The following is a 23,489-nucleotide window of genomic DNA, read 5'->3' on the forward strand; positions in this document are numbered from 1 at the left end:
GTGAGCTATCTCGGACATCTGGCCTTGAACAACCCGGCAGTGTCCGGTAGTGCGAGTGAACCGAGGCTGGTTTGCCACGGCGACCGACGTGACATCAGTCATATACCTGTCGACAATATCAGGGCCCCCGAGCGGCACGTCATCTACAGGACCCCGCTACGTAATGATCAACTTCGCGCAGCCGGGCCGTCGATCACCCAACCCGTGAGACTCTCGGACCAGCTCCAGCTGACGGTGATCTCGCGCTTCTTCATGTGCAGTATCTTCACGACGGGGACCCCTACGAGATCGATCAGGACGTATTGTCTATTTTCCATCCAAGCGCCACAAAGATCCGGGCCCCCTCCAGGCCATCTGACCATCACCGTCGATCGGGGCTTCGGCCCAGGCCACACGGCTTGGTCTGGCCAATATTTCCTGCCCGCGGTCGGCGCCGGGCCCCTCCACGATTACGAGCCCTTGGAAACCAATTCCACTGTTCATGGCCACTAAATGCCCCACCATCACCTGGTCGATAGCGGTTCGGAGCTGCATTTCCGGCAGCATCACCGAAACCGTAGTCTCCAGGGAGAGCAGGCCCGCGTCGATATCCATGCCGATGGCAAGGGCAACACGTCCTTGGAGGCCGGGTCGATGTTCTCTCGATCGATGCTGCGCCCCGTCCTGCCCGTTGAGTACGTACACCCCATAAGCGCCGAGCCATTCTGCCTCGACCGAGGAGGCTATGCGTTACGAGACAGCCGAAGCAAGCCTCATGAGCCTAGTCTTCCAGCCTTGTACCGAGCTCCTGCGGCTAGCGTCTTTGCTCAGCCACTGAACATGTCCAGCGAACGCGTTCAATGCGGTGGTTCCCAACGTCAAATACCTCAACGGAAAATCATGACGGCAGCGGAAGCACTCTTACTCGAAAGCAGCTTCACGACAACCTCCGTGCGCAAAGTTGCCGAGCAGACAGGTTCTCCGGGATCCAGCGCCCGGACCTCGCAGCTCTTATGTACTTTGGAAGAACATGGCATGTCTACTTCCCCGGCGACCGAGTCCGCCGCAGCCATCTACTTCGCCTATCTGGGGGCACTCCTCGCATGGGCCGATGGCGCCCTGGTGGCCCACGGCCCTGCTGGCCCTCGTTCTGCCGTTGATGCAGCCATTTACCTCCGGCCACCGAAGTTCGTTCGAAACTACCTGGACGGTGTCCGCTTCCCCCGGGACCGGCGGTGGGCGCTGGTTTTCATCAAGTTCCTCTCCGTGGCCGGCCTGATGGCGGAGATCCTCGTCCAGGGCATCACCTTCGCCGCGAACCTGGCCGTGGCCCCTACTTCCTAGCTGTGGCCTCTGCACACCTTCGAGCCCTCTTGCTCAAGCAGGAATTCTGGCTGAACCCCCTGGGCATCCTGGTCTTCACCCTGGCAGTCCCCCTCCTCTCCTCCAGGAGTTAGGCGGACGATCCCCCAGGTATCTCACCATGGTTGATTCGAAATAGAGCGTGTACGCTCGGTTCAACGGCACCCGACTTCCACGTGCCGTTTGGAGGTGACGCGCAATGTTTGGATCAATAGGCCAGCCTGTTTCCGGCGCGAAGAACGATCAGACCGCCCATATCTTCCTGAAGTACCTACGGGACCAAAACCCCGACCACGTATCGACCCAACGTCGCAGAAAGCGGCAGCGGCAGCGCTTCTACAGCATGGTCAAGGGTTGGTTCACCGCTCACTGAGTTTTTACCGGAATCGGCTGAAAACTGCTTCCCTGCTCAGTGGTTCGGGTGGTTCAGCAGGCTCCGGCCAAAGCCCTGACCGGACCTGACCATTCGTTGCGCAGTCCGCAATCGCTGCTTCTCATACGTTTTGAGGACTTCGACGCCCCGTCGCCCCACCACACCGTGGTCAGTGAGCTCGCCCAGCGTCTCGGCATCACCCAGCCCGGTATCGAATCCGGCGCCGGTCATGGGTGAGGGCACATGCGCTGCGTCGCCGATGATCGCGATCCGTCCACGCGTCAGACGTCGGGGTACATATTCGGCGATCGGTGTGGCGATAACCTGTCGCCGATGGACACTATGACGCACAATCTGGTCCCAGGGCGCCGGCCAATGCCCGGCACGGCGGTGGATGTCCTCGTATTTCGAGGCCGCGATTCCCTCGTTGACCAAGGAGTGCTGGGAGACGTTTTCCACCAGTGCACCGGATTCATGCAAGTAGTCGTCGCTGGTGGGGTCGTACCACTGCCAGAAATATCTCCGCGGTTCGCCGTTGGTCTTCGTTTCTCCCACGATCATCGCCCCGTCCCCGTGGGGCAGGGTGATCATATCCATGTGATTGTGGCCCTCGGCCCAGCCTGGCGCCGCTTCGTAGGGGGCTTTTCCGGTCCAGATCGTATAGCCAGCATAGGTGGCGTCAGGATGGGACGGGTCCACGCTGCGCCGCACCATGCTGCGGTGCCCGTCAGCACCCAAGAGAATGTCTGCTCCGTGGACCTTGCCGCTGGCATCCTTGATCCATGCGGTTTCGGCGTCTTGCCCGATCTCCACTACTTCGCTCTCATAGTGGATCGATATCCCGGGTTCCGTGGCAGCCGCATCGGCCAGTCTGCGACGGACCGTCGCCCACCCCTCGGGCCCTGGGACACCTGACGAAGCGATAGAGGCAATCGTCGGCGCCGAAAACCCAGAACCGTCCCTCCGACGTATGGTTTCACCCATCCCAGCCCAGAGCCGGAGGCCAGTCCCACCGTTGCGTTCCTCCGCTGCCCGTTCAAAGACGTTCACTGCCAGTCCAGATCTGGCCAATGAAATGGATAGCGCCAAACCAGCCAGCGAGGCGCCGACAACGATGGCTGTCCCCCGCTCAGGAATCGACCCAGAGAAAGTCTCTGCTCGAACCATGTTCCTCCCTCTACCGCCGGGGATGTCATCGAGCTGTCCAACGACAGCGATACGGCGAGAACGTCTGCTACGCCGCTGCGGGTTCAGTCATGAGGCCCACTACCCCGGACGGGCCATCCTATTGCCTCCTCCGGTAGGGGCTTGGGCGAGTTCGCGACGGGCGTACCCGGGGCACGTTCGGCTGGACAATTCATATGTCCTGCCCTGATCCGCCCCAGTCGGCCAAGGCCTGTAACCTGTCTTCGATGGTGAAGTTTCGGCGAACCAACCCGGTCCTCTCTCAGAATGTCCGATTCCTGGATATTGCGTTCTTCTTCTGTCCTCAGTGTGCATGCCAAGGCATCGAATGCGGCGGCTGCACGGGGATTGGCCACTGACCCCACGGCGCGGAATCCGAGGATAGGAACGTTGAACTCATGGGAAGTACACTCGATTTAATTCCCGTCGCCGAATTCATCCCCGAGCCGCTGGCCCGAAACGGTGCCTGCCCGAGCGATGTGTCGGGCGAGGTCAGTACATATCCAGTCGAGATCCGAAGTCAGTGAGTCGTCTTCAGACTGCTCACAACCCTGAGACCGCTGATGCCTTCAGGCAGCAATTCGGCGGGTTCGCCGCCAACGGGCTCACAGATCCACAGCACGGTGTCCGCGTTGTCAGGAAACATACGCACCATCTGGAGCTGTCCGGCCCGCTGGTTACTCGTGCCAAAAGGCTTTCGCGCTCCTCAGCAGGGGTGGGGCTTTTTCTTGCCCCTGCCGAGGCTTCATGCCTCGAAACCTCCAGCGGTGAGAACCTACTGGGTCTTATTGGTCGACTCCGCTTCGTCGCCTGCCCCGGGGTCCACCATATGGGTGCGTTCGACGTTGTCGACGACTTCCTGTGGTGACAAACGCCGCGTCACGGCTACCCAGAACACGATCGCCGTCAGAACCAGGGCTCCGAGCTCACCCCAGCCGAAGGTCAAGAGATCCAGCGACCCATCGCCGTAGTGACCGATCCAACTCAACAAGGCCAAGCCACCCATCCACAGGAGCATCCACCACCCGGACTTCATCTGCAGTGGCGGGATCTTGCTCCGGTCGCTAAAAGCGTAGTGCAGGCTCAGGACGATGTAGCCGATCGCCACCGCCAGGAACAGCTTCCAGTTCGTATCCCAGCCGGTCCAGTACACGATGAGGTTCGCACACAGGAACCCGAGGAACGGAAGCACATCTCCTCCGGGGAGCCGGTAGGGGCGGTCCTGATCCGGTAGTTGACGGCGCAAGGCCGCCACGGTGACCGGGCCACTGCCGAAGGACAGCACGGTGCCGGTGGTGATGAAGCCGACGAGCTTCGCCCAGGAAGGGAACGGGAGGAACATGAAGCAGGCGACCACGAACATCACCAAGAGCCCGACCCAAGGGACTCCCCGCTTACTCAGTTTTTGCAAACCCGACGGGGCATTGCCGACCCGGGCTTGAGAATAGGAAAGACGGGGCGACAGGGCCGTGTAGATCAGGCCCGTATCGGCAGGAGAGACCACCGCATCAACATAGAGGATGATGCCGAGCCACATCGCACCCAGCACTATCGCAATCTCTGCCCAGGGGCCGGCATCGTTGGTGAACGAGAGACCCGCCCATCCGTTGGAAAGCATGCTGTCCGGCACGGCACCGATGAAGGCGATCTGCAGCAGCACGTAGATGATCCCGGTGATCACGATCGATCCGATCAAGGCAAAGGGCACGTTCTTTTGCGGATTCGTCGTCTCACCGGCGAACTCGACCCCCTGACGAAACCCCAGGTAGGAGAACACGATGCCGGCGGCAGGAAGCGCCGCGAAGATCGGGCCTACTCCTTGGGGCATGAAACCACCGAACCGCGCTTCGTGGAAGTGTCCCGGATGGAAGGCCAGGATGCCGAGCACGACGATAACCAGCAGAATGACGCCGAGTTTCCACCAGACCAAAACGTTGTTGAACCGGGCGAAGAGTTTGACGCCAAACATGTTGATGACACAGAACACCGCCACCAAGACAACGCTCACGGCGATGCCCCCACCGGTCAGCACGAGGGTGCCATCCACGGTGTGCATCAGCCATGGCAGATAGCTGGAGGCATATTGCACCGCGGCCAAGACCTCGATCGGCACCGTTGCCACCACCGCCAGCCACGTGATCCAACCGCTGGTGTAGCTGGCGAAGGATCCGAAGGAGTAGTGCGGGAACCGGATGACGCCCCCGGCGACCGGGAACATGACGCCGAGCTCGGCGTAGTTCAGGGCGACGATGATGATCATGACGGCCCCGAGGATCCACGAGATAATCGCAGCCGGGCCGACCAAGGACGCCGCCTCAAAAGCACCGAACAACCATCCGGAGCCGATGATGGAGCCGACGCCGGTAAAGAGCAGCCCGATCTTGCCGATATCTGGTTTCAAACCCCGGTCCAGTTCGACCTTGACCTTGGTGGGGGGTGACGTTGGTGAAGACATCTTCGGCTTCTTCTGTAGAGCACAATAATCATCATGCGGCCACGTGGCTCGGTGATGCGGGTCACTTTTGCAGTATCTGCCTGTGAATTCCGGGTGTCAATAACAGTAATGCGGATCTTTCGGCTTTTTTGTGTTGCTCTTTCCTGGGTAGTTGCCGCGGTGCGTGTAGCGTCGGATGATGGACCCTCTCCCCTGCTCCACGGCCCCCGAACGCACCGATCCGCCCTTCGATGACAACGAGCGGCGGGCCCTTGAAGCGTGGCTGGAGTTCCATCGAGCGACCTTGCTGACCAAGTGCGTTGGTCTGAGCGCGGAACAGTTGGGCCAGCAAGCAGTACCGCCCTCGACTTTGAGCCTGCGTGGTCTGCTCCGCCACCTCACGGAGGTCGAGCGCTATTGGTTCGCCGACGTCTTCGCCGGCCGCGATCCATCAGATCTCTACTGCACGGCAGAAAACCCGGATGGTGACCATCATGGGTTCGATCCGCTGGCGGCGACGGCGTCGGAGGAAGTCCGCCACGAAGTCTCCGTCTTGGACGAGGCCATCACGACCAGCCGCGAGATCGCGCGGGCCCATGAGTCCCTGGATGAGCTCTCGGTTCGTCGCCGGGATGGCGAAGCCGTGACGCTGCGCTGGATCTTCCTGCACCTCATCGAGGAATACGCCCGACATAACGGACACGCCGACCTGCTCCGCGAGTGCCTCGACGGGACCACCGGGGAATAGGAGCATCCGCGGGTCCACCCGCTCAAACCGTATCGAATCCGAAGGTCGTCAGGGCCGGCAGGCCCGCTGCTAGACGTTCAAAGACGTACCTTTCGTGGGGAACCACAAAATGAGGCAGGCCATCCAGCGGGAACCAGCCCAGATCAGCAGCTTTATCAGGTTCCATGAGCCGCGGTTCTCCGTGCCACAACTCGCAGCTGAAGAAGAAATCCACCCGTTGCCCCGCAGCACCTGCTGATCGTTGCGTGCGGTGCATCGTGGTCAGCGGGACCAGTTGCTCTGGGTCAATAGTGATCCCCAGTTCCTCTTGGGCTTCGCGCACTGCCGCCTGGACGGCGGACTCACCTGCTTCGAGATGACCGGCAGCGGCCGCCGCCCAGCAGCCGTCCATGTATCCGGTGCCTTGTCTCAATTGCAGCAAGACCTGATCGGCACGACGAAAAGCGACGTAGCTGGCGGGGACTAAACGAGGACGTTCAGACATCGATGCTGTTCTCCTGACCGTCGTGTCCGTGAAACCCTGGCGAGTCTCAGCGCTTGCCGACGAACCAGCCCTGCAGCTTATCCAGGCGCCGGTTGAGCTGATCAGCATTGGCTTGGGCGACAGCTGGTCCGCCACACACTTCGCGCAGTTTGTTATGCACTACCCCGTGTGGCGTCCCGGTGCGGGCGGCCCACGCGGAGACGTTCTTGGAGAGTTGGCTGCGTAGTTCGGTGAGTCGGCGGTGGTCGGTGACTGACTGTTCCTCAGCCGGGGCGGCGGGCGCCCCGTTATTGCGACCACGGCGGGTGACTTGTTCCTGCTGGCGTTGACGCAACAATGCCCCCACCTGATCGGCGTCGAGCAAACCGGGGATGCCCAGGAAGTCCTGTTCATCTTCGGAACCGAGCATGGCCCCTGTTCCGAATTCACCGCCGTCGTAGAGGACCCGGTCAAAGGATGCGCGGGAGTCCAGGGCCTCGAACTTCTGCTTATTCAGTTCATCGGAGGCCTTCTCCTCGCGGTTGGCCTCGTCCATGAGATCTTCCTCGGGGATGAAATCCGGGTCGTCCACATGCTTTTCGGGCCGATCGAGTGCATGGTCCCGCTCGAGTTCCATTTGGTTCGCCAACGCCATCAGGATCGGCACGGACGGCAGGAACATCGAGGCGACTTCACCGCGTTTACGTGAACGCACATAACGTCCAACGGCCTGGGCGAAGAACAGCGGCGTCGAGGTCGAGGTGGCGTAGACGCCGACGGCCAAGCGTGGAACGTCAACCCCCTCGGAGACCATCCGCACCGCCACCATCCAGCGGTCGTTGCTTTCGGTGAAGGCCTCGATCTTGGAGGACGCCTTCGCATCGTCGGAGAGGATCGTGGTGACCTTCTCTCCGGTGATCTTCTTCAGTTGGGCAGCATAGGCCTTGGCGTCGGCATGGTCCGTGGCAATGACGAGGCCGCCTGCATCGGGAACGGTATGCCTCACTTCGGTCAACCGGCGGTCCGCGGCAGCGAGGACCGAAGGAATCCATTCGCCGTCGGGGTTCAATGCCGTCCGCCACGCGTGGGCAGTGATGTCCTTGGTGAAGCCCTCCCCGAGTTGGGCTTCCATTTCCTCCCCCGCCGAAGTGCGCCAGCGCATCTGGCCGGAATAGGCCATGAAAATAACGGGTCGCACGACGTGGTCCTTCAACGCGTCGCCATAGCCGTAGGTGTAGTCGGCCTTGGAACGACGGATGCCCTCGGCGTCCTCGATGTATTCCACGAAGGGGATGGCCGCCGTATCGGAGCGGAAGGGAGTGCCGGTCAGGGCCAGGCGACGGGTCGCCGGTTCGAAGGCTTCACGAATACCGTCGCCCCAACTCAGTGCGTCACCGCCGTGGTGGATCTCATCGAGGATGACCAAGGTGCGGGCGGCTTCGGTCTTGGCCCGGTGCAGCAACGGCTTGCTGGCCACCTGGGCGTACGTGACGGCCACGCCGATGAAATCGGCCCCGTGGCGCCCGTCGGCGTTCTTGAAGTTCGGGTCCAGCGCCAAGCCGATTCGTGCTGCGGCATCGGCCCACTGGCTCTTGAGGTGCTCGGTCGGGGCGACGACGGTGATCCGGTTGATGGTTCCGGCCTCGACCAGCATCGCGGCAACACGAAGGGCAAAGGTCGTCTTGCCGGCCCCGGGGGTCGCCACGGCGAGGAAGTCCTTGCGTTTGCTTTCGAAGTACTTCTCCAGTGCTTCGGCCTGCCACTGACGTAGCTTCGTGGCCGTTCCCCACGCCGCGCGTTCCGGATATGCCGGTGGCATGGACTCGCCCAGACTGAACAGGGCATCGCCCACAGCCAACCTCCTCAAATGCTCGGTGGCAGGAAAAATCGGCCGCGAACGGCCGGAAAGAAAAAACAATCTTATGGCGGTCGGCGCACGGCCCGTTCCACCGACACGGGATGACACCTGATCGGTACGTCACCTTGCCCCGCCGCCCTCTGCCCTGGAGCAGAAGCGGCCCTCTAGCAGCGGAGGCCTATTTCTTGTCGTCCTTGCCGCCGCCATCCTTCGGGGAACGGATGCCTTCGTAGACTTCCTTGCACTCCGGGCAGACAGGAAATTTATTCGGGTCCCGTCCCGGAACCCAGACCTTGCCACACAAAGCGATCACTGGTTCGCCGGTCAACGCCGACTCCATGATCTTTTCCTTACGCACATAGTGAGCAAAACGCTCACTATCACCAGGCTCGATGTGTTCGCGCAGCTCTTCACGCTCAATGGTCGCGGTGCCGCCGCCCTGGCCAGGGTCGTTGGGGTCGTTTTCAAACGGATCTGCAGGCATCGTCATGCCCCCAGTCTACCAACTCCCCACGTCCCTAACAGTTCAGTACGGTGGCCTGCATCAGTTCCGGGGTCCTGGAATCGAACCAGCGTCCGCCGATCCGCAGTCCCGCCACCAGCATCAGGGCCCCGAGAACGACGCCGGCGATCAGCACGAGCCAGGCGTAGAGCTCCTGCCCGGTGACCAGGAAGACGATATGCAGAATGATTTCGGGCAGCATCAGGACGATCGTGGACCCGAACGTCGCCAGCTGAGTGACGGCCATGCGGGCCCCGGTACCCGGGGGCGTCTTCATCGGGTTGTCCCCGGGCAGCGGGACCGCATAGGTGTAGCGGGCCGAGGCGATGCTCGAGACCGCCCAGCCGGTTCCCAGGGCCCCGAGCGAGAGCCCGAGGATGGCAGGCAGCAGTGCCGTTTCCCCCAGCAACGCCGCCGGCAGGATCGCGGCCAGCAGAACGATCGGCACGGCGAAGACCGCCGAGGCGGCCACCCGTCCCAGCCGATCGTCGAATCCGCGCAGTCCGGTGAGCACGTGCAGCGAGAACGCGGTGTTGTCATAGGAGATATCCGCCGAGATGCTGAAGGCCAGCAGCACGGCGATGATGGGGGCCAAGTACAGCATGGCCGTGTAATTGCCACCCTGTGAGGACCAGAACCAGATCAGTAACGGGACCAGCGGAACGAAGATGATGCTCATCGCGTAGCGGGGGTCCTTCATCCAGTAGGTCAGGCACCGTGAGGCCACCGCACCCCATGGGGTGGCCGGGAACAACCGGAAGGCGACGCCCAGGCCGGAAACGGCGCGGCTCCCGCCCGACTGCTGGGGCGGGGTTTCCAGGGCCCGGGCGAGCACCGTCTTCCACGCCCAGATGATCGCCACCAGATAGGCCAGCGAAAGCACCAGCCTGGCGGCCGCCAGACCCCAGGCCCCGATGGCCACGTCCCCCGGGACGGCGGCGAAGGCGCCCAGCGGCGTCCAGGCCAGTACCGCCGAGATATCGGGCAGCCAGCCCAGGCCCGCTTCGAGCCCTTCTGTCGCCGTCTGGAGGATGGGCCCGAGCATGATCAGCGGCACGAACAGCAGGATCATCCCCAGTTCACGGAACCGCCGGTTCGACGTCAGCGCCGTGGCTGCGGTGACGGCCAGCCGGGAGACGGCCAAGGCATTGAGCGCCGCCAGGATGCCGCAGAGGATGCCGACCAGCGCCAGTCCTGCATTGGCCCGCCAGGCCAGTCCCTGACCGGCGAAGAGCAGCAGCATCACCAGGCCTGGGACACCGATGAAACCGCTCAGCAGCAGGCCGATCACCAGTTGCCGCGGTGGGATGGGGTAGACCGAGAACCGTGAGGGATCCAGCGTCAGATCCACTCCCGAGAGCAGTACCGGGATGATTGCCCAGCCCAGGGTGATCAGCGAGACGGCCAGCACGACGACGGTGGTGATCAATTCGGCGGGTTGGTCGCCCAGGGCGAACATCCCCACGCAGAGCAGCACCGCCAGCCCGAGGCCGTAGATCCCCCCGATGATGACGCCCACGAGCTGCCACGGGCTGCGTTTGAAACCGTTGCGCAGCAGCGCCAGCTTCAGCTTCAGGAGGTGTGCAACCACGAGAGCCCTCCTCCTTCGGCGCGGCCACCGACCATTTTCACGAAGGTGTCCTCGAGGCTTCCCTCACCGCGGACCTCGTCCACGGTTCCGGCGGCGAGCAGGTTGCCGTCGGAAATGATCGCGACATGGGAGCACATGCGCTGGACCAGGTCCATCACATGGCTGGAAACCACAACTGTTCCTCCGTGGCCCACATAGTCGGCGAGGATGTCCCGAATATTCGCCGCCGATACCGGATCGACGGCTTCGAAGGGTTCATCCAGGACCAGCACTCGCGGTGAATGAATCAGGGCGGTGGCGAGGGCAATCTTTTTGGTCATGCCCGCCGAGTAGTCCACGACAAGTTTCCCGCCGGCGTCGGACAGGTCCAGGACCCGCAACAGGTCATCGGTTCGTTCGTCCACGGTGGCGGCATCCATACCGCGCAGCAGACCGGCATAGGTCACCAGCTGGCGTCCACTGAGCCGGTCAAAGAGCCGAACCCCGTCCGCCAGAACACCGAGCAGTGATTTGGCACGGCGCGTCTCCTTCCAGACGTCCACCCCATGGACCCATGCCTGTCCGGCATCGGGGCGCAGCATCCCGGTGGCCATGGAGAGCGCGGTCGTCTTCCCGGCGCCGTTGGGGCCGACGAGTCCATAGAAGGAGCCTGAGGGCACATCCAGACTGATCCCGTTGACGGCGATCTTCTGGCCGTAACGCTTGCCCAGGCCACGCAGGCTGATGGCGGGGGCCGTCGACGGGTTGAGTTCGGAGTTCATGCTCCGAACCTAACAGTGGGCCCCTGCCGCGGGCATCATCCTCATGGCTGAATCACCCCGTCAGCCTTCAGGGGTAGATCCCGCCGAGCCGCGGGAGGCCATTGCTAGAACAGGACGCGCGCCAGCTTTTGTCGTGACTTCACGACACGCTCGTCCTGGGCTCCGACCACTGCATACAGCGAAACCAGCCGGGCACGGACTCGCTCACGGTCTTCCCCTGCTGTGCGCCCCACCAAGGAAACGAGCCGGGCGAAAGCATCTTCGACATGGCCTCCCAGGACATCCAGATCGGCAACGGCTAGCTGTTCGTCGATGCCTTCGGGGTTGTCAGCTGCTGCTTTGCGGGCCGAATCGAGGTCGGAGAAGGCTGTGCGCTGGAGTAGCTCGACATGCTGCAGTCCGGTCTGGGCATCGTCGTCGTTGGGTTTCTCGGCCAATGCCTTACGGTAGGCGGCAATGGCCCCGGCATAGTCTCCGGCGTCGATGGCGTCCATCGCCTCTTGGTGCAGGGGCGGAACCGGCTGCTCCGCCTGGGGCGCACCGAAGGGCGGCACCGTCCCGGTGACGCCGTGCTGGACCCCGAGTTGGAGGAGTTCTTGCAGCAGTGAAGCAATCTGCTCGGGGGCCGCGTCGCCTTGGAACAGCGGAACGGGCTGGCCATTGAGCAAGGCCACCACGGCAGGGACCTGCTGGACCCTGAAGGCTTGCGCAATTGCCGGTTCCCGGTCGGTGTCCACCAACGCCAGGACCAGTCGGCCGGCATAGCCGTCGATGAGGTCGCGCAGTGTCGCGTCCAACTTCGCCGAGGCCGGGGAAGCACCGGTGCCCAGCGAGACGACAACGGGCGCCGTGTTGGAGACTTGGACCAGTTGGGTGAATTCCTGCTGGTTCACCGAGGCGGCCCACGTCGCCCCCTCTGCGGCGGGCGGTGGCGGCCCGCCCGGCGCTGCCGGGGCGTGCTCGGCGCCCGGTACCTGGGCGTCCTGCGGGTTCTGGGCGCCGAGTCCCGAGAGATCAACGGCGCCGCGGCTGGAAGCTGCTGCTGGTTCGGTATTGCTCATGCCCCTACCTTATGGTCTGCCTCGTTCGGGTGCCCAATGGGCAGCCGTGGACCACGAGGACTACTTCACCTTGGAAGACACCAAGGCCGACTCCCCCGCAATGAGGCGGATCTTGTCCTTGCTGTCCTTCCCGGGAATATAGAAGACCACGGGCTCGGCGGACGTGGTCACCACACCCTTTTTGGTGGTCTTGGCGTCGGCGAGCTTGGCGCTGGCGTCATCCAATTTCACGGTGCCTCCCTCTTCCTTCGGGGTGGCCGTCATGGTGCTCGTCAATTGACCGCTGACCAGCGCGCCGCCGTTGGGAGTGGATAGCACCTCGAGGGACTTCGCGTCGACAGCATGTTCGTACTTGATCTTGGCGTTCTTATTTTCCTTGATCTCCTTGGCCTGTCCCTTCTGGGTGGCCGTGATGAAGGCGCTCTCCGCGAACTGGCTCTTCTTCTTGGACTTCGCATCACCCAGGAAGGTCGCGAGATCCTTGGCAGCCGTCGCCGGAGGCGACATGAGCGATCCGTCCTTGACGCCCAAGGTACGCACCGAGGTATCGCCCACGGCCAACCCCGGGAACTCCGAACCGGGGAGCATGGAGACCTCATTGATGAGTTTGTAGTTCGCGCGGGGATCATCCTGCTTGAGCACCAGAACCCGCGGGATCTTCGCGTCCTTGGCCTGCGTCACGATCATCGCGGTACGCGGCCACTTGGTCGTGGTGGTCACCGCTGCCGAACGGATCGGCGCCGCAGCCACGGTGCCCGGTGCGGGGATCTTCAATCCGTCGCTTCGCTGGGAATAATTGGTTTTGCGCAACGACAGGGCATCCCCGCCGACACGGGCCGTCAGCTTCTTGGCATCGCGTGCCTTATCCCCGCTGGAGACGGTATCCGAGATGGATTCCAGAATACGGTCAAGCTGATCTTCCTGCAGCACGGCGTAGGACCCCGCGCCTTCCTGGTCCTGCGCCACACTGGATTCGGAAGGAGAGTCCGAGGCACTGTTGGTGGCAGCGGAAGCCGGCCCCGCGGGAACCAGGACCAATGCTGCCGCAGCAACGACCGTAGCCGTGCGCTGGAGCGTCGATGAGCCGGTTCCCGAGCCTGCGGTCGGGGCCGTCGAACCGCCGCCGGTGGAGCCTGAGCCCTCCGGGCCTTGTCCTCGCCCACGGCGTCCGACCAGAACGGTGGCCAGGCCGAAGAGCACCAGCAGGGAACCGACGATGATCAGCGGGATCGAGAACGGTGCGGTGGCGTCGTTCTCCCAAGAAACGGTGATTTCGGTGGGAGCGGCCTTCGTCCCGTCAGCGGCCAGCAAGAGCGACCAATCGCCCTCATCCGGCTCGGTCCAGCGGTGGACCATATGCGAATCAGCGGATTCGGAAGCGACCCAGAGGTCCGAGTTCTTAGGGTTCGGGACCTTGGCCTCTCCCTTGGAATGCTCGGCCGTCAGGGACATGGCTTCACTATCGATCCCCGAAATGGTGTTATGGGCTGCCTTGCCGACCCAGGCGTCGACGTCGGAACTACGCCCCAGTGCCGCGGTGAACTCACCGTCGGCTTCGATCGTGACATCAACTGGACGGTCCTCGATTTCCGCGACACCGGGCTCGACCACGGTCAGCGGAGCATCCTTCAGTTCGGTCTGCACAGTCGCCGTCACGGTCTCGGGCGGTGCCCAGAAGGTCCGCTGCCCGATCCCCACCACCAGGGCCAGGGCGCCCAATAATATGGAGATCGCAGCAATGAAGATTCGCACGTAATTACACCTAACAAAAATGGGGGTCGATGATCGGCCTCGGTTGTGATCGGGCACAGTTGCACCCTGACCACACTGCAATGATAACGAATCGGTTACCCCAGCGGTTCCCCCTTGTGTTCCGGAGCACGTGAGGTGTTGGTCCCCCGGAGGGGAAACACCCGCTGAATGGCGGCCGGAAGGTAGGCTCAAGCTCGTGATGAAGGAGAGCAACGCCACCCCGGAAGACGGCGAATCCACCCCCGGCACCGACGACGGTGTACCGGATGGTCCGCGCGCGGAGAGCATCGCTTCCCCGCAGCCCCCCGGCTCGGGGACCGCTGCCGCCGAAACACGTCCGCCGTCGTTCCTGACCCGTTTCCTGCGCTTCCTGAAGATCACCACTGCGGATTCGAACCGCCCTCCATCGGATCACGGCGACGACCCTGAACCCGCGATCGGCGTCGCGGGGGTCCGCCATCCGGTCTTCACCGGCTTCATGTTCAGTGTCGGCGTCGGATTGGCGCTGCTGCTCTACTTCATCCTGACCAACGTCGGCTCGTTGCTGGTCTGGATCGCGATCGCACTGTTCATCGCTCTGGGCTTGGATCCGATTGTCAGGTATCTGGAACGCCACCGGGTCCCCCGCCCGGTAGGCGTGCTCGCGGCCATGCTGTTGCTGGCCGTCATTTTCGGTGGAGCGGTGGGCATCCTCATCCCCACGATCGTCAAGCAGACCACCGCCTTCGTCGAGAAGGCCCCGGATATCGTCGACAGCTTCCTGAACTCCGATTTCTTCACCACCGTCGATGAACAGTTCCAGGTCCGCGAACGGATCACCGAAGAAGTCGATAAGTTCTTCCAGAACACCGATGCCCTGGGAGGGGTCTTCGGCGGGGTCATCGGGGTGGGCAGCGTCGTCGCCCAGGGACTGTTCGGTACGCTGATCGTGCTGGTACTGGCCATCTATATCCTGGCGGCACTGCCCGGGCTCAAGTCCTGGTTCTATCGGTTGGCCCCGCGCTCCAAACGCGAACGCGTGGAACTGCTCTCCGAGCAGATCTCCAACAGCGTCGGTAACTACGTGATGGGTCAGGCCATTGTTGCCTTGCTCAACGCCCTCTACGCCTTCATCATCATGTCGATCGTCGGCGTCCCCTATTCGCTGCTCCTGGCGCTGGTCGTCGTCGTCCTGGCCTTCATCCCCCTGGTCGGGGCCGTCATTGCCGGGATCCTGGTGTCACTGATCGCCCTGACGGTGGGCTGGGAGACGGCGGTGGTCTATGCCATCTTCTACTTCGGCTACCTGCAGTTCGAGGCCTACTTCATCTCACCCCGGGTCATGCAACGCACCGTCGCGGTTCCCGGTGCCGTCGCCGTCATCGCCGTCATCGCCGGGGGGACGCTGATGGGCATCGTCGGCGCCCTGATGGCCATCCCGCTGGCGGCTTCCGCGATACTACTGATCCGCGAGGTCTTCATGGCCCGGCAGGAACGGCGCTAGTCCCCCGCACGCCCCGCTTCTCCGCACGCCCTGCCGAATCGCCTCCGAATGAGGGGCCTCCTTTAGTAGCGGAAGCTGCGGCCGCTCCAGCATTTCAGGTGCCAGTGGCGCCGCGAAGCTGCCGAAGCCTCCTCGCCGCTCCAATGGTCCGCCCGCCAGGCGACAATATGCTCAATCCCCGGATCAATCGTGCGATGGCACCCCGGGCAGGTGTAGTTCTTACCGGCCCGGGCGGCCGAAATACGCCGCACATGCCATTGGCCATCCGGTGCGCTCTGCAACGACGGAATCGACAGGCCCGGGCCCTTGAAGCCCTCGTTCTCCCCGTCCCGACGCTGATCGGCGTGCGCCCATTTATTGGGGCGGGCCTGACGCTGGGGACGGCGCGAGCGGTTGGAACGGGGCATGTTCGTGATCGTATCGCTTTCTATCGCTCCTCCGGGAATGCCAGCTACCGGATCGGACGGTAGAGTGCTGGATGTGCGTTTAGTGATAGCTCGTTGCTCAGTCGATTACCTGGGCCGTCTGCGTGCCCATCTGCCGTTGGCGACCCGCCTGCTCATGGTCAAGGCCGACGGCTCCGTCCTCATCCACTCGGACGGCGGCTCCTATAAGCCGTTGAACTGGATGAGCCCACCGGCGACCATGCATATCGCCCCGGCCGACGAGGATGCCGCAGCCGAGGGCGTCGTGGAGACCTGGCGTGTCCAACACTCCAAGGTCGACGACCACCTGGTGATCAGGATCCACGAGGTCCTGCACGATTCCAGCCATGAGCTCGGTACCGATCCCGGCCTGATCAAGGATGGCGTCGAAGCCGACCTGCAGCGGCTGCTGGCCGAACAGATCCATACCGTGGGCGAGGGATTCAAGCTCGTACGTCGCGAATACATGACAGCGATCGGGCCGGTGGATATCCTCGCCCGTGATGCCGAGGGCTCGACCGTGGCGATCGAGCTCAAACGCCGTGGCGATATCGATGGCGTCGAACAGCTCACCCGTTATCTGGAACTGATGAACCGGGATCCGCTGCTGGCACCGGTACGCGGGATCTTCGCGGCACAGCAGATCAAACCCCAGGCACGCACCCTGGCCACGGACCGCGGAATCGAATGCCTGACCCTGGATTACGACGCCATGCGTGGGGTCGATGACAGCGCTTCCCGGCTGTTCTGAGTCCCCGACTCCAGCGGAGTCCAGCTTCACCCGCGGCCCCCATCTAGGTCGCCCGCCGGGCAGAAACTATGCTGGGGGCATGACTTCAACCGAAGAACCCACCCGGCTGTCACTGCGCGGCCGTGCCGTCACCGGAGGTAGCATCCTGGACGACGCCGTGATCGCCTTCGAAGGCGACCGCATCGTCTTTGTCGGCACCGCCGAGGAATTCGCCGACTGGCCAGACGCCTCCTCCCATCCCGATGTGCAGTTGCCCTCCGGTGCGACGATCCTGCCCGGATTGGTCGATGTCCATTGCCACGGGGCCGCGGGCGGAGACTTCCCCAGCGGTGACGCCGAAGCCGCAGCGCGCTCCATCAACTTTCTGCATGCCTCCGGGACGACGACGTTGCTCGCCTCCTTGGTGACCGCCACCCGGGCCGATATGCTCTCCGCCGCAACAGTGCTGGCCGATTTCGCCGAACGCGAGGTCATCGCCGGAATCCACGCCGAGGGCCCGTTCCTCTCCACGGTCCGCTGTGGAGCCCAGGACCCCTCACTACTCTCTGCTCCCGACCCTGCCTTCGTCGACGAACTGGTCGCCGCCGCGAGGGGCCAGCTGCGCACCATGACCTACGCTCCAGAGCTCGCCGGCTCCGACGCCTTGGTGGAGCAGCTCGTTTCCCACGGAGTCCTTCCTTCACTCGGGCATACCAACGCCGACGCGGCCACGGTCACCGCATCCCTCGACGTGGCCGTCGAGGAACTCTCCTCGGCCGGCTTCGATGGCTATACCGAACGCGCCACCGTGACCCACCTGTTCAACGGGATGCCCCCGATGCACCACCGCTCCCCCGGCCCGGTAGCCGCCTGCCTCGAGGCTGCTGCCGCTGGCAAGGCCGTCGTCGAGCTGATCGCCGATGGCGTGCATCTGGACCCGGCGATCGTCCGGGCGATGTTCGTGCTGCTGGGCCCCGAAGCCATCGTGCTGGTCACCGATTCCATGGCCGCTACCGGCCTGCCCGACGGGCAGTACACCCTGGGCCCGCAGGACGTCGTGGTCTCCGATGGCGCCGCCCGGTTGGCCGAAGGAAACTCCCTCGCCGGTGGCACCGCCACCATGTTGGATGTGGTCCGCAGCGTCGTCGAAGGCGGTGTGCCCCTCGAGCAGGCGGTGCTTTCAGCGACCTCTGTCCCCGCCGAATTGGTGGGTCTCACCGATGAGGTCGGCGCCCTGGGCATCGGCTTCAGCGCCGACGCCGTCATCGTGGATCGCCATTTCCGGCTCCTGAAGGTCTACCGCGATGGGGTCGAACTGGCTCCGAATCGCGGGTGATCCCCCGCCACATGGTCTTTTGCCGTTGAATACCTCACATTGATGTGTGATGATCAACTCAGTCTTTGTGTTGGTCATGTACATGCCCGCAAAGCAGGTTGCGGGTGTGAAGCACCGCCGGCCCCGTCGGCGTCTTCTCACTTCGGTACCGTCCGGACGCGGCAAGACGCCGTGTGCGGTTAGTTTCACATCAATGAGGAGATATACATGGCGCAGGGCACCGTGAAGTGGTTCAACGCTGAGAAGGGCTTCGGCTTCATCACGCCGGATGAAGCTGACGGCGATGTGTTCGTCCACTACTCGGAAATCCAGAGCAACGGCTTCCGCACGCTGGAGGAAAACCAGCGGGTCGAGTTCGAGATCGGTCAGGGTGCCAAGGGCCCCCAGGCCACGGGAGTCACAGGAATCTAGAGGGCCTCCCGGCCACCGGCCGGTCAGCCAGTCGAAAGAAGAATGGCGCGCACCCCGTTTTTCACGGGATGCGCGCCATTCTTCGTTCCGGGGTGTGCGCAGGATCAGCGCCAGGTGCCGACACCGGCCACCGGGCCGGCTTCGATCCAGCTGCGGAGGCCCGTATAGGAGCCATAGTCCATGGCCAAAAGGATCGGTACGCCTTCCGCGGTCAGGTCAACAACGACTGCCCCCGGCTGGATACGGATTCGTTCCTCGCCTTCGGATTCCCGCCACCCGATGAGTTCCAGTGATGTCCTGGCATACCGGTACAGGGGCACCGGTGTGACCGAGAACAACCGTAGGAATTCCAGATCGGTCCCCGTATAACGACAAACCCCCATCATCCACTTCCCTGAAGACGTGGAGATGGAGGCGTCGAAGGTGCCCAAGGCACGCCGCAACTGATGGCGACGCAATCCCATGGCACCCAACATCATCAAGAACAACAGCAAGGCAACAGCCAGAATGATGACGGGAATGCCGATGTCTTTCAAGGGCGGACTATCGGTTTCCTACCGTGGCGGTATCGTCGAGCTGCGCATTGTCAGCCACGATAACAACCCGGTCCTTGTCGACCGAGAAGAAACCGCCGTCGGCCTGGACCGTGAACCGCTCACCATTTGAGGGCACGATGGCCAGCTCGCCTGCCGCGAGAACCGCCAGGACCGGGCTATGCCCGGGCATGACGCCGATCTCGCCATCGCTGGTGCGTGCCTTGACCAGGGACGCTGCCCCGGACCACACGAAGTGGTCCGCGGCAACGATTTCGACTTCGAGTTCGGCCATGGCTACTTGCTCTTGCCCTGGATCTCGGCCCACTGGCGCTCGACGTCGTCCAGACCGCCGATGTTGAAGAACGCCTGTTCGGCAATGTGGTCCAGATCGCCGTCGCAGATGGCCTTGAAGCCCTCGATGGTGTCCTTGATCGACACGGTCGAGCCGTCAACGCCGGTGAACTGCTTGGCGGTGTAGGTGTTCTGCGACAGGAACTGCTGGATACGACGGGCCCGCGAGACGACAATCTTGTCTTCTTCGGAGAGTTCGTCGACACCCAGGATCGCGATGATGTCCTGGAGTTCCTTGTTCTTCTGCAGGATCGACTTGACCCGAACTGCGGTGTCGTAGTGCTCCTGGCCCACGTACTGGGGATCCAGGATGCGCGAGGTCGACGTCAGTGGGTCGATGGCCGGGTACAGGCCACGGGAGGCGATTTCACGGGAGAGTTCCGTGGTCGCATCCAAGTGCGCGAAGGTCGTGGCAGGCGCCGGGTCGGTGTAGTCATCCGCGGGGACGTAGATGGCCTGCATCGAGGTGATGGAGTGGCCCTTCGTGGAGGTGATGCGCTCCTGGAGGGTACCCATCTCATCTGCCAGGTTGGGCTGGTAGCCCACGGCCGAGGGCATGCGGCCCAACAGGGTCGACACCTCGGAACCTGCCTGCGTGAAGCGGTAGATGTTATCGATGAACAGCAGCACGTCCTGGTTCTGCACATCGCGGAAGTACTCCGCCATGGTCAGAGCCGACAGGGCCACGCGCAGACGCGTTCCCGGCGGCTCATCCATCTGGCCGAAGACCAGGGCGGTGTCCTTCAGGACCCCCGATTCCTCCATTTCAACCCAGAGATCGTTGCCCTCACGGGTTCGCTCGCCGACACCGGCGAAGACCGAGGTACCACCGAAGTTCCGGGCCACACGGGTGATCATTTCCTGGATCAGCACGGTCTTGCCGACACCGGCACCACCGAACAGGCCGATCTTGCCGCCCTGGATGTAGGGGGTGAGCAAGTCAATGGACTTGATACCGGTTTCGAGGATCTCCGTGGAGGCTTCCAGGGTCGCGAAGGCCGGGGCCCCGCGGTGGATGGGCCAGCGTTCGGTGATCTCCAGCTCGGACGCCGGAACGTCGAGCGGTTCGCCGAGCACGTTGAAGATGTGTCCCTTGACGACGTCGCCGACAGGCACGGAAATCGAGGAGCCGGTGTCCTGGACGACGGCACCGCGGACGAGTCCGTCGGTGGCCTGCAGCGAAATCGCGCGGACCAGGTCGTCGCCAAGGTACTGGCTGGTTTCGAAGGTGACCGTGTGGGTCTCGCCGTTAAGCGTGATATCTGCGGTCAGGGCGTTGTACAGGGAGGGAAGGGCATCGGCCGGGAATTCGACGTCGACGACCGGGCCAGTGACGCGCGCGATGCGCCCGGTTGCACCCGGGGCTGCGGCGGCGGTTCCCTGCTCGTTTAGTTGGGCAGTCATCTCTCTCACTTCGCTTGTATCTCTAGAGCGTGGGGGTAAATGGTGATCGGCCGGCTGCTACGCGCTGAGCGCGTCGGCGCCTGCCACGATTTCCGACAGTTCCTGGGTGATCTCGGCCTGACGGGCGTTGTTCCGAAGTCGCGTGTACTTCTTGATCAACTCGTTGGCGTTGTCCCCGGCTGCCTTCATCGCGCGCTGGCGTGCTGCCAGTTCCGATGCGGCCGCCTGCAGCATGGCTGCAAAGATGCGGGATTCGATGTAGCGCGGCAGGAGTGCGTCCAGAACCTGTTCCGGTTCCGGCTCGTACTCGTACAGCGGCAGCAGATCGCTCTCCTGTCGCACTTCTTCCTCCACGACTTCCAAGGGCAGTAGACGGATGACCGTCGGCTCCTGGAGGACCATGGACTTGAACTGCGTGAAAACGACGTGGATTTCCTCCACACCGCCTTCCTCGTACGGCGTATTGAAGGCCTCCAACAGCGCCTCGCCGATCTCCTGGGCGGTTTCGAACTTCGGAGCGTCGGTATCCCCGGTCCACACCCGTGTGTATTCACGGTTGCGGAAGTCGAAGTAGGCCTGGGCCTTGCGGCCGACGACGTAGGTGCTGATTTCCTTACCTTCGCCATGCAGCAGCTCGATCAACGATTCTGCCTGCTTGATCGCACTGACCGAATAGGCACCGGCCAAGCCGCGATCGGAGGTCATCACCAACACGGCCGAGCGGCGGACCTGCTCCGGCTCAGTGGTCAGCGGGTGTTCGACCTCGGACTGGGACGCGACGGCAGAAACGGCACGGGTGATCGCACGGGCGTAGGGCATTGAAGCCGAAACACGGCTGCGTGCCTTGCCGATGCGGGAAGTGGCGATCAGTTCCATCGCCTTGAAGATCTTGCCCATCGACGAGGTCGAGGCAATCTTCTGGCGGTAGACCCGAATCTGGGCTCCCATGTTTATCCTTTCCTAGTCCGTGGTGGTGGTGCTGCAGCCCGCGGGCTGCGGCACCACCTCACGGAGAACGTCAGCGTTTCTGCTTGACGATCTTTTCCTGGTCGACGTTCTCTTCGCCAAGGGCGTCGTGCTCCTCGTGCCCGGGGCCAACCAACTGCTCACCCTGGCCGAAGAAGCCCTGCTTGAAGTCCTCGATGCCGGTGTTCAGCGCCTCGAAGGTGGACTCTTCCAACTTGCCCGTCTGGGTGATGGTGGTCAACACGTCGGTGCGGTTGCGCAGGTACTCGAGGAATTCCTTCTCGAAGCGGCGGACGTCCTCAACGGGGACGGCGTCCAGGTGGCCGTTCGTTCCGGCCCAGACCGAAGCAACCTGCTCGGCGACCGGGTACGGGGCGTACTGGCCCTGCTTGAGTAGTTCCATCAGGCGAGCACCACGGGTCAGCTGTTGCTTGGTCGCGGCGTCCAGGTCCGAGGCGAACATGGCGAATGCCTGCATATCCCGGTACTGTGCCAGTTCCAGCTTCAGCGTGCCCGAAACCTTCTTCATGGCCTTCGTCTGCGCCGAACCACCGACACGGGACACCGAGATGCCCACGTCGACTGCCGGACGCTGGTTGGCGTTGAAGAGGTCCGACTGCAGGAAGATCTGCCCGTCGGTGATGGAGATGACGTTGGTCGGGATGTAGGCCGACACGTCGTTCGCCTTGGTTTCGATGATCGGCAGACCGGTCATCGAGCCGGCACCGAGCTCGTCGGAGAGCTTGGCACAACGTTCCAGCAGGCGGGAGTGCAGGTAGAACACATCGCCCGGGTAGGCCTCGCGTCCCGGCGGACGACGCAGCAGCAGGGACACGGCGCGGTAGGCTTCGGCCTGCTTGGACAGGTCGTCGAAGACCACCAGAACGTGCTTGCCGCCGTACATCCAGTGCTGGCCGATGGCCGAGCCGGCGTACGGTGCCAAGTACTTGAAGCCTGCAGGGTCCGACGCCGGGGAGGCCACGATGGTGGTGTACTCCATGGCGCCGTGCTCTTCGAGGGACTGGCGGACAGCGGCAATGGTGGAAGCCTTCTGGCCGATGGCCACGTAGATGCAACGCACCTGCTTCGTGACGTCCCCGGAAGCCCAGTTGTCCTTCTGGTTAATGATCGTGTCGACGGCCAGGGCGGTCTTGCCCGTCTGGCGGTCACCGATGATCAGCTGACGCTGGCCACGGCCGACGGGAATCATGGCGTCGATGGCCTTCATGCCCGTCTGCATCGGCTCGCCAACCGACTGGCGCTGCGTCACGCCGGGAGCCTGGAGCTCCAGCGGGCGGCGGCCCTCGGGGACAATGTCACCCAGGTCGTCGATGGGCTGGCCCAACGGGTCGACGACGCGACCCAAGAAGTTATCGCCCACGGGCACGGAGAGAATCTCACCGGTGCGGTGGACTTCCTGGCCTTCTTCAATGCCTGCGAAGTCACCCAGGACGACGACGCCGATATCACGGGTGTCGAGGTTCTGTGCCAGGCCCAGCGTGCCGTCTTCGAAACGAAGAAGCTCGTTGGCCATTACGGAGGGAAGACCCTCCACCTTTGCGATGCCGTCACTAGCCGTGGTCACGCGACCGACCTCGACGCGCTCCGCGCTGCCCGGGTCATAGGACGCGGCGAAGTCTGTCAAGGCGTTGCGGACGTCATCGGCGTTGATGGTCAATTCGGCCATCTGCAGTCCCTGCTCTCCTAGATTGTGGTTTCCGACCTGTCGTGCTGGTGGAAACCGGGGTTTGTTTCAGTCTGTGGTGTCGGTGGACAGC

22 protein-coding genes are annotated in these 23,489 nt (G+C 63.2%); 6 read left to right on the plus strand and 16 right to left on the minus strand.

Features of this window, described 5'->3' with window-relative positions; genetic code table 11:
* Positions 1–306: 306 nt before the first annotated feature.
* On the minus strand, positions 307–594 hold the full coding sequence (locus AC3ZI9_RS09675) for a hypothetical protein (protein WP_441379718.1): 288 nt from the start codon (positions 592–594) through the stop codon (positions 307–309).
* Between the two features lie 420 nt (positions 595–1,014).
* On the opposite strand from AC3ZI9_RS09675, the gene AC3ZI9_RS09680 reads away from it, so the two are divergent.
* Entirely contained in the window at positions 1,015–1,323 is a 309-nt protein-coding gene (locus AC3ZI9_RS09680; protein ID WP_443347360.1) for a hypothetical protein, read from the plus strand.
* Between the two features lie 427 nt (positions 1,324–1,750).
* Here AC3ZI9_RS09680 and AC3ZI9_RS09685 read toward each other — a convergent pair whose 3' ends face one another.
* Positions 1,751–2,881 (minus strand): FAD-dependent monooxygenase, encoded by a 1,131-nt coding sequence (locus tag AC3ZI9_RS09685; RefSeq protein WP_443347362.1) that lies wholly within the window; start codon positions 2,879–2,881, stop codon positions 1,751–1,753.
* A 793-nt stretch (positions 2,882–3,674) separates the two neighbouring features.
* Entirely contained in the window at positions 3,675–5,354 is a 1,680-nt protein-coding gene (locus tag AC3ZI9_RS09690; protein WP_441379720.1) for an APC family permease, read from the minus strand.
* A 178-nt stretch (positions 5,355–5,532) separates the two neighbouring features.
* Here AC3ZI9_RS09690 and AC3ZI9_RS09695 point away from each other — a divergent pair, with 178 nt between their 5' ends.
* Positions 5,533–6,081 carry a DinB family protein gene (locus AC3ZI9_RS09695; RefSeq protein ID WP_441391708.1) on the plus strand — a complete coding sequence of 183 codons (549 nt, stop codon included), beginning with the start codon at positions 5,533–5,535 and terminating at the stop codon, positions 6,079–6,081.
* 22 nt (positions 6,082–6,103) lie between these two features.
* On the opposite strand, the gene AC3ZI9_RS09700 is transcribed toward AC3ZI9_RS09695, so the two are convergent.
* The 7 genes from AC3ZI9_RS09700 to AC3ZI9_RS09730 form a co-directional block, all read right to left on the minus strand.
* On the minus strand, positions 6,104–6,565 hold the full coding sequence (locus AC3ZI9_RS09700; RefSeq protein ID WP_443347365.1) for an NUDIX hydrolase: 462 nt from the start codon (positions 6,563–6,565) through the stop codon (positions 6,104–6,106).
* A 46-nt stretch (positions 6,566–6,611) separates the two neighbouring features.
* On the minus strand, positions 6,612–8,363 hold the full coding sequence (locus AC3ZI9_RS09705; RefSeq protein ID WP_443347491.1) for a DEAD/DEAH box helicase: 1,752 nt from the start codon (positions 8,361–8,363) through the stop codon (positions 6,612–6,614).
* 217 nt (positions 8,364–8,580) lie between these two features.
* Positions 8,581–8,892: a DUF3039 domain-containing protein gene (locus AC3ZI9_RS09710; RefSeq protein ID WP_086998353.1), complete on the minus strand. Its 312-nt coding sequence runs from the start codon at positions 8,890–8,892 to the stop codon at positions 8,581–8,583.
* Between the two features lie 28 nt (positions 8,893–8,920).
* The gene (locus AC3ZI9_RS09715; RefSeq protein ID WP_443347366.1) at positions 8,921–10,495 is read right to left on the minus strand and encodes a transporter; all 1,575 of its coding nucleotides are present in this window, start codon (positions 10,493–10,495) and stop codon (positions 8,921–8,923) included.
* Entirely contained in the window at positions 10,477–11,256 is a 780-nt protein-coding gene (locus AC3ZI9_RS09720; RefSeq protein WP_443347368.1) for an ABC transporter ATP-binding protein, read from the minus strand. The genes AC3ZI9_RS09715 and AC3ZI9_RS09720 overlap by 19 nt, the downstream gene beginning before the upstream one ends.
* Positions 11,257–11,360: 104 nt before the next feature.
* Complete coding sequence (locus tag AC3ZI9_RS09725; protein ID WP_443347369.1) at positions 11,361–12,317, minus strand: tetratricopeptide repeat protein; 957 nt, start codon at positions 12,315–12,317, stop codon at positions 11,361–11,363.
* Between the two features lie 60 nt (positions 12,318–12,377).
* Complete coding sequence (locus AC3ZI9_RS09730) at positions 12,378–14,069, minus strand: hypothetical protein (protein WP_096223591.1); 1,692 nt, start codon at positions 14,067–14,069, stop codon at positions 12,378–12,380.
* 199 nt (positions 14,070–14,268) lie between these two features.
* Between AC3ZI9_RS09730 and AC3ZI9_RS09735 the strand changes: the two genes are divergently transcribed.
* Complete coding sequence (locus AC3ZI9_RS09735; RefSeq protein ID WP_443347493.1) at positions 14,269–15,552, plus strand: AI-2E family transporter; 1,284 nt, start codon at positions 14,269–14,271, stop codon at positions 15,550–15,552.
* Positions 15,553–15,614: 62 nt separating this feature from the next.
* Here the strand turns inward: AC3ZI9_RS09735 and AC3ZI9_RS09740 are convergent, their stop codons facing one another.
* A complete protein-coding gene (locus tag AC3ZI9_RS09740; protein ID WP_245806661.1) occupies positions 15,615–15,959 on the minus strand; it encodes an Rv1322 family protein in 345 nt (114 codons plus the stop codon).
* 73 nt (positions 15,960–16,032) lie between these two features.
* Between AC3ZI9_RS09740 and nucS the strand changes: the two genes are divergently transcribed.
* The 3 genes from nucS (at position 16,033) to AC3ZI9_RS09755 (ending at position 18,454) form a co-directional block, all read left to right on the plus strand.
* Entirely contained in the window at positions 16,033–16,728 is a 696-nt protein-coding gene (nucS, locus tag AC3ZI9_RS09745) for an endonuclease NucS (RefSeq protein ID WP_443347371.1), read from the plus strand.
* A 79-nt stretch (positions 16,729–16,807) separates the two neighbouring features.
* Complete coding sequence (locus AC3ZI9_RS09750; RefSeq protein WP_489923557.1) at positions 16,808–18,043, plus strand: N-acetylglucosamine-6-phosphate deacetylase; 1,236 nt, start codon at positions 16,808–16,810, stop codon at positions 18,041–18,043.
* Between the two features lie 207 nt (positions 18,044–18,250).
* Positions 18,251–18,454 carry a cold-shock protein gene (locus tag AC3ZI9_RS09755; protein ID WP_086998333.1) on the plus strand — a complete coding sequence of 68 codons (204 nt, stop codon included), beginning with the start codon at positions 18,251–18,253 and terminating at the stop codon, positions 18,452–18,454.
* Positions 18,455–18,558: 104 nt separating this feature from the next.
* Here AC3ZI9_RS09755 and AC3ZI9_RS09760 read toward each other — a convergent pair whose 3' ends face one another.
* The 5 genes from AC3ZI9_RS09760 to atpA form a co-directional block, all read right to left on the minus strand.
* Positions 18,559–18,990 carry a DUF2550 domain-containing protein gene (locus AC3ZI9_RS09760; RefSeq protein ID WP_086998330.1) on the minus strand — a complete coding sequence of 144 codons (432 nt, stop codon included), beginning with the start codon at positions 18,988–18,990 and terminating at the stop codon, positions 18,559–18,561.
* Positions 18,991–18,997: 7 nt separating this feature from the next.
* Positions 18,998–19,282 carry a F0F1 ATP synthase subunit epsilon gene (locus AC3ZI9_RS09765; protein WP_086998327.1) on the minus strand — a complete coding sequence of 95 codons (285 nt, stop codon included), beginning with the start codon at positions 19,280–19,282 and terminating at the stop codon, positions 18,998–19,000.
* Positions 19,283–19,284: 2 nt separating this feature from the next.
* A complete protein-coding gene (gene atpD / locus AC3ZI9_RS09770; RefSeq protein WP_441379725.1) occupies positions 19,285–20,745 on the minus strand; it encodes a F0F1 ATP synthase subunit beta in 1,461 nt (486 codons plus the stop codon).
* 57 nt (positions 20,746–20,802) lie between these two features.
* Positions 20,803–21,693 carry a F0F1 ATP synthase subunit gamma gene (locus tag AC3ZI9_RS09775; RefSeq protein ID WP_443347374.1) on the minus strand — a complete coding sequence of 297 codons (891 nt, stop codon included), beginning with the start codon at positions 21,691–21,693 and terminating at the stop codon, positions 20,803–20,805.
* Between the two features lie 70 nt (positions 21,694–21,763).
* A complete protein-coding gene (gene atpA / locus AC3ZI9_RS09780) occupies positions 21,764–23,398 on the minus strand; it encodes a F0F1 ATP synthase subunit alpha (protein WP_086998943.1) in 1,635 nt (544 codons plus the stop codon).
* Between the last annotated feature and the right edge of the window lie 91 nt (positions 23,399–23,489).

The organism is Arthrobacter sp. AOP36-F1-5, assembly GCF_058137995.1.

What these genes read in the sequence shown, in the direction of transcription:
- AC3ZI9_RS09690 (WP_441379720.1), bottom strand. Translation starts at nt 5,354, where the DNA reads ATGTCTTCACCAACGTCACCCCCCACCAAGGTCAAGGTCGAACTGGAC.
- AC3ZI9_RS09675 (WP_441379718.1), bottom strand. Translation starts at nt 594, where the DNA reads ATGGATATCGACGCGGGCCTGCTCTCCCTGGAGACTACGGTTTCGGTG.
- AC3ZI9_RS09775 (WP_443347374.1), bottom strand. Translation starts at nt 21,693, where the DNA reads ATGGGAGCCCAGATTCGGGTCTACCGCCAGAAGATTGCCTCGACCTCG.
- AC3ZI9_RS09740 (WP_245806661.1), bottom strand. Translation starts at nt 15,959, where the DNA reads ATGCCCCGTTCCAACCGCTCGCGCCGTCCCCAGCGTCAGGCCCGCCCC.
- AC3ZI9_RS09710 (WP_086998353.1), bottom strand. Translation starts at nt 8,892, where the DNA reads ATGACGATGCCTGCAGATCCGTTTGAAAACGACCCCAACGACCCTGGC.
- AC3ZI9_RS09720 (WP_443347368.1), bottom strand. Translation starts at nt 11,256, where the DNA reads ATGAACTCCGAACTCAACCCGTCGACGGCCCCCGCCATCAGCCTGCGT.
- AC3ZI9_RS09735 (WP_443347493.1), top strand. Translation starts at nt 14,269, where the DNA reads ATGAAGGAGAGCAACGCCACCCCGGAAGACGGCGAATCCACCCCCGGC.
- AC3ZI9_RS09755 (WP_086998333.1), top strand. Translation starts at nt 18,251, where the DNA reads ATGGCGCAGGGCACCGTGAAGTGGTTCAACGCTGAGAAGGGCTTCGGC.
- AC3ZI9_RS09695 (WP_441391708.1), top strand. Translation starts at nt 5,533, where the DNA reads ATGGACCCTCTCCCCTGCTCCACGGCCCCCGAACGCACCGATCCGCCC.
- AC3ZI9_RS09700 (WP_443347365.1), bottom strand. Translation starts at nt 6,565, where the DNA reads ATGTCTGAACGTCCTCGTTTAGTCCCCGCCAGCTACGTCGCTTTTCGT.
- atpD (WP_441379725.1), bottom strand. Translation starts at nt 20,745, where the DNA reads ATGACTGCCCAACTAAACGAGCAGGGAACCGCCGCCGCAGCCCCGGGT.
- AC3ZI9_RS09765 (WP_086998327.1), bottom strand. Translation starts at nt 19,282, where the DNA reads ATGGCCGAACTCGAAGTCGAAATCGTTGCCGCGGACCACTTCGTGTGG.
- AC3ZI9_RS09705 (WP_443347491.1), bottom strand. Translation starts at nt 8,363, where the DNA reads ATGCCACCGGCATATCCGGAACGCGCGGCGTGGGGAACGGCCACGAAG.
- atpA (WP_086998943.1), bottom strand. Translation starts at nt 23,398, where the DNA reads ATGGCCGAATTGACCATCAACGCCGATGACGTCCGCAACGCCTTGACA.
- AC3ZI9_RS09685 (WP_443347362.1), bottom strand. Translation starts at nt 2,881, where the DNA reads ATGGTTCGAGCAGAGACTTTCTCTGGGTCGATTCCTGAGCGGGGGACA.
- AC3ZI9_RS09750 (WP_489923557.1), top strand. Translation starts at nt 16,808, where the DNA reads ATGACTTCAACCGAAGAACCCACCCGGCTGTCACTGCGCGGCCGTGCC.
- AC3ZI9_RS09680 (WP_443347360.1), top strand. Translation starts at nt 1,015, where the DNA reads ATGTCTACTTCCCCGGCGACCGAGTCCGCCGCAGCCATCTACTTCGCC.
- AC3ZI9_RS09725 (WP_443347369.1), bottom strand. Translation starts at nt 12,317, where the DNA reads ATGAGCAATACCGAACCAGCAGCAGCTTCCAGCCGCGGCGCCGTTGAT.